This is a genomic window from Psychrobacter sp. FME5, assembly GCF_014861375.1.
In the GTDB taxonomy this organism is placed as follows: Bacteria; Pseudomonadota; Gammaproteobacteria; order Pseudomonadales; family Moraxellaceae; genus Psychrobacter.
Map to the genome: position 1 here is coordinate 1 of NZ_RRYX01000170.1, position 3,422 is coordinate 3,422.

5 protein-coding genes and 1 pseudogene are annotated in these 3,422 nt (G+C 40.8%); all 6 read left to right on the forward strand.

What is annotated here, in order from left to right:
- Window positions 1-122, forward strand: a pseudogene (locus EI161_RS13670) (IS982 family transposase); the annotation flags it as partial.
- 293 nt (window positions 123-415) lie between these two features.
- Window positions 416-1,228 carry a M48 family metallopeptidase gene (locus EI161_RS13675; RefSeq protein WP_192524876.1) on the forward strand — a complete coding sequence of 271 codons (813 nt, stop codon included), beginning with the start codon at window positions 416-418 and terminating at the stop codon, window positions 1,226-1,228.
- A gap of 241 nt (window positions 1,229-1,469) precedes the next feature.
- A complete protein-coding gene (locus EI161_RS13680) occupies window positions 1,470-1,793 on the forward strand; it encodes a BolA family protein (RefSeq protein WP_192524877.1) in 324 nt (107 codons plus the stop codon).
- Window positions 1,794-1,871: 78 nt separating this feature from the next.
- Window positions 1,872-2,231, forward strand: a complete 360-nt coding sequence (locus tag EI161_RS13685; protein ID WP_192524878.1) for a SirB2 family protein — start codon at window positions 1,872-1,874, stop codon at window positions 2,229-2,231.
- A gap of 164 nt (window positions 2,232-2,395) precedes the next feature.
- Entirely contained in the window at window positions 2,396-2,797 is a 402-nt protein-coding gene (locus tag EI161_RS13690) for a hypothetical protein (protein ID WP_192524879.1), read from the forward strand.
- Window positions 2,798-2,845: 48 nt separating this feature from the next.
- Window positions 2,846-3,334 carry a J domain-containing protein gene (locus EI161_RS13695; RefSeq protein WP_192524880.1) on the forward strand — a complete coding sequence of 163 codons (489 nt, stop codon included), beginning with the start codon at window positions 2,846-2,848 and terminating at the stop codon, window positions 3,332-3,334.
- Window positions 3,335-3,422 lie beyond the last annotated feature (88 nt).

Here is a 3,422-nt window from a genome sequence, read left to right on the forward strand (position 1 = left end):
GAGATTTATGGCATTTGTCTCATCGATTGATTCGTAAGATTCTGTCTCATAATCTATGCTTTGTACTCAACAAAAAACTTGGTAACCCGCCTCTTCAGTTTGAATTGCTTATTTCAAGTTGAGAGTGGGGTATATAGAACTAAAAATATAGAAAGCACATTAATCTGATGTTTCTTAAAGACTGAATGAACGAACATTACTTACAATCCTACTGCGTATTGTTACTTTTCCTGCATTGGTTTTCACTCGTTAACCTCACTATACTTATGCCTACTGACAGTTCAGATGAAATTTTACTGTTTAAGTAGATCGGTAGGTGGTAGTAGAATTTAAATAATAAGCTATCCTTTCATCTACGGTTTAATATTGGTTTTGTTCGACTTTACTTTTATCATTTACAGCGAGGATGTTTATTATGAAAAAACTGCTAACCACCACCGTGATGGCCGCTTCATTGTCGGCGTTAACCCTAACCGGCTGTACTAGTACGACCAGTACTGGCGCCGTTGGTGTTGATCGCCAACAACTACTGCTAGTTTCTAGCGAGCAGGTACAGCAACTATCGGCGCAAAGTTATAATAAAAATATTCAAGAAGCCAAGTCGCGTGGAGTGCTTGATAACAATAAAGCTCAGCTAAACCGTCTCAAAAAGATATCTAACCGCCTGATCGGTCAAGTTGGGGTGTATCGCCCTGATGCGGCAAAATGGCAGTGGGAAGTACACACCATTAAGTCTAATGAGCTAAATGCTTTCGTTATGCCAGGTGGTAAGATTATGTTTTATTCAGGCATCATCGATCGGTTGAACTTGACCGATGATGAGATCGCGGCAATTATGGGCCATGAAATGTCTCACGCCCTACGCGAGCACTCACGTGAACGTCTTTCGCGTGAATATGCCACTCAAACCGGTATTGGTGTCGCCGCTAGTATCTTTGGTTTATCACAAGGTCAAGCCGACCTTGCAAACGTCGCTGGCGATTTGGGCCTAAGCCGTCCACACAGTCGTACCCAAGAAGCCGAAGCCGACCAAATTGGTCTTGAGCTAATGGCACGCGCAGGATACAACCCACAAGCCGCTGTTAGCTTATGGCAAAAAATGCAGCGCGCCAGCCAAGGTGAGCCGCCACAATTCTTAAGTACTCACCCAACCAGCGGTAACCGCATTGCACAAATACAATCTTTGCTGCCAAAAGTGATGCCGTTATACCAAAAAGCACGTCGTTAATGGCTAATTTTTAGTGAAGCACTGATAAGATTAAGTACTAATAGCAGAGCACAGATTCCATATTGTGTTCTGCTTTTTTATGCTTTAAAGATGTACTTTAGTACTAGATTAATTCAACGCTGTATAACACAGCTTAGATATGAAGGTCTGTTATAATGACCGCAACTTGCCATCAATAAATGGCTAAGACCATTTGATACATTCATAAAGATTTTAAAGCATAAAACTATAAAGGATTGTTATGACCACTACACCTACCGCCGACGCCCTTAATAATCAGCTACAAGATTTACAACCGCAGCATATCGAACTGACTAATGAATCAATGAATCACGCGGGTTACTTTGAAGGCAAAGAAAGCCACTTTAAACTGGTTATTGTTAGTGACACCTTTGAAGGCAAAAGATTGGTTGCGCGTCATCAGCTGGTATATGGTCTGGCAAATTCATTATTGACCTCACAAGGCGGTCAAATTCATGCTTTGGCTATCCATGCCTATACACCCACAGAGTGGCAAGGTCAAAGCCCTGATAGCCCGTTATGCGCTGGACAAAACCAAGGTTAAGTAGCTATATTTTAGGCAGCTAAAATTAAAGACAATCAATAAGCTAAATAACTGCATCTTTAGAGGAAATGATATTCGATGAAACATTTACATATGCTTATGGCAGTACTAATCATTGTGCTGTTTGTATACCAAAGCTATTTGGTTTTAAGCAGCAACAGACAAGCGCCACGGGCAGTGAAAATAGCGACCCATGTTATTTACGCTTTAGTTATCGTGTCAGGGGCAGTCATGCTGATGCAACTAATGAGCGCCAATGCACCTGTACAATGGGTGTTTGCCAAGATTATCTTACTCGTTGCGGCCATTAGCTCGAGTATAAAAGCCTTTAACAATGATGCGACGCCTACCCAAAGGAAAACAGGCATCCTCATTGCCGCTGTGGCGTATATTGGTATCGTGATACTCGCCTTTGCCAAGCCTGCAAACCTATTTTGATAAGCACCTATTTTGATAAATATAGAGTATTTTAATGATATCAATTTCTCGGTTGTTAACCTTAAAAAAGACTGAGTCATCGCTATATTTTTAATATCTTAATCTCGTTACTTTTGCTATCTTAAATGTATACAAATACAACCACTTAGCCTAATGGAGCCATTATGAAAACTCTCACTGCCGCCACATTACTAGCAACAGCTGGCATTTTCGGTCTCTCAGGCTGTGCTTCTACGGGTAATATTACCCCGCAATACGTAGCACCAAGTACTTATCAAAGCTATGATTGCCAAGCGCTTAACCAAGAATATACCCGTGTCAATCGTTATGTAAATGCGGCGCGCAACGAGCAATCCACTCTATCTGCTTCAGGTGTCGGGGTTGGCGTTTCTGCAGGGCGTTGGGGGATTTCTCCTAATATCAGCTTTGGTGTGGGTAAAAGCAACAACACCAAAGCTCGCGATGCGAAGTTATCACGTCTGTACGGCGAGCGTGATGCGATTATTCAGTCTGCTCGTATCCAGCGTTGCAGCTTTGCCAATGGCGTCAAAATTTATGGTGAGTAGTCACGGATACTTAATTTAGCATTATTAACTTAATGAGATCATTTAACTATGAATAGCCTTCATACGCACTATGACACTTTGATGGTATCTAGAAATGCATCTCCGGAAGTCATACGAGCTGCTTTTAAGTCTTTATCGCAAAAGTACCATCCCGATAGAAATAACCATCCAAATGCTGATCAAATCATGCAGCAATTTAATGAAGCCTATGCCGCATTGTCCAACCCTATAGAACGCAGTAAGTACGACAGATCGTTGGCTGAGTATGAAAGTAAACTGAATGAAGAGTCTCTATATGATTCTGCTAGAAAAGACTACGGTTCAGAACGACAAAACAAAGTAGTTGTCATTAATATTCCAGATTCGATATCACTTAGTGGCACAAAAGAAAAAATTCATGATTTTGTATCTAGTAAACCTAGTTCAGCAACGTCTAACTCAAAGGGATTAAAGTTATTTTTGAATTTTATAACCGTAATTATGATAATAATAATTATTGGATTTTTTATCTTATTTGCTATTGAGATTGTGACCTAGGGGCTGTATAGAATTCAAATCAGCGGCAGCCAGATAAAGACACAAGCGAGAATTACGGCAGCCTCATAGCTGGCTTTAAGCTTATCAT

Excerpts from the sequence above, each read along its gene's own strand:
- EI161_RS13675 (WP_192524876.1), top strand. The coding sequence starts at position 416 with ATGAAAAAACTGCTAACCACCACCGTGATGGCCGCTTCATTGTCGGCG.
- EI161_RS13680 (WP_192524877.1), top strand. The coding sequence starts at position 1,470 with ATGACCACTACACCTACCGCCGACGCCCTTAATAATCAGCTACAAGAT.
- EI161_RS13685 (WP_192524878.1), top strand. The coding sequence starts at position 1,872 with ATGAAACATTTACATATGCTTATGGCAGTACTAATCATTGTGCTGTTT.
- EI161_RS13690 (WP_192524879.1), top strand. The coding sequence starts at position 2,396 with ATGAAAACTCTCACTGCCGCCACATTACTAGCAACAGCTGGCATTTTC.
- EI161_RS13695 (WP_192524880.1), top strand. The coding sequence starts at position 2,846 with ATGAATAGCCTTCATACGCACTATGACACTTTGATGGTATCTAGAAAT.